The 753-nt window shown below is 64.3% G+C and carries 1 protein-coding gene; it reads left to right on the forward strand.

Going from position 1 to position 753, the window contains the following annotated elements; all coding sequences use genetic code 11:
- Positions 1 to 92: 92 nt before the first annotated feature.
- Positions 93 to 753, forward strand: a 661-nt coding sequence (locus FOA17_RS15520) for a DDE-type integrase/transposase/recombinase (protein WP_149142422.1), incomplete at its 3' end; no start/stop codon positions are given.

The following is a 753-nucleotide window of genomic DNA, read 5'->3' on the forward strand; positions in this document are numbered from 1 at the left end:
TGTTTGATCCCGGATGATCACATTTCCCCTCGGCGATCTGCACTCTTCATGGCAAGATCGGTGCTGAGGGGCATTCGGGACGGGGCACGGTCATGCTGATCCATCTTCACAGCCAAGCGACGACGACGCCCAAGGTTCGTGCAGCGATCCAGGCGAGCGAGGAGGTCGGCACGGTTCTGGCCGAGCGCTTCGGGGTGACGCCTCAGACGATCTACAAATGGCGCAAGCGCGACAGCGTCGAAGATCGCAGCCACACGCCGCACAAGCTCCGGACCACCCTGACGCCGACGCAGGAAGCCGTGGCTGTGGCGCTGCGCAAGACGCTGCTGGTGACGCTCGATGACCTCTTGGCCGTGGTGCGTGAGTTCCTGAACCCGCATGTCTCGCGCTCGGGTCTGGACCGCTGCCTTCGTCGGCATGGCGTGGCCAACCTGCGTGATCTGCAGGCCAAGGTGGCGCGACCCAAGCACAGCGGCTTCAAGGCTTACGAGCCCGGCTACATCCACATCGACGTGAAGTATCTGCCTCAAATGGCTGACGAAACCTCGCGCCGCTACCTGTTTGTGGCCATCGATCGTGCCACCCGCTGGGTCTTCATCCGCGTCTTCAAGGCCAAGACCGCGGCCAATGCCCGGCGCTTTCTGCGCGACCTGGAGCGCGCCTGCCCGCTCCGCATCCGCACCATTCTGACCGATAACGGCAAGGAGTTCACCGACCGTCTGTTCGGCCTGCGCAAGCGCGCCGCGACGGGCG

This window comes from Gemmobacter caeruleus (assembly GCF_008271655.1).
GTDB classification, from domain to species: Bacteria; Pseudomonadota; Alphaproteobacteria; order Rhodobacterales; family Rhodobacteraceae; genus Gemmobacter; species Gemmobacter caeruleus.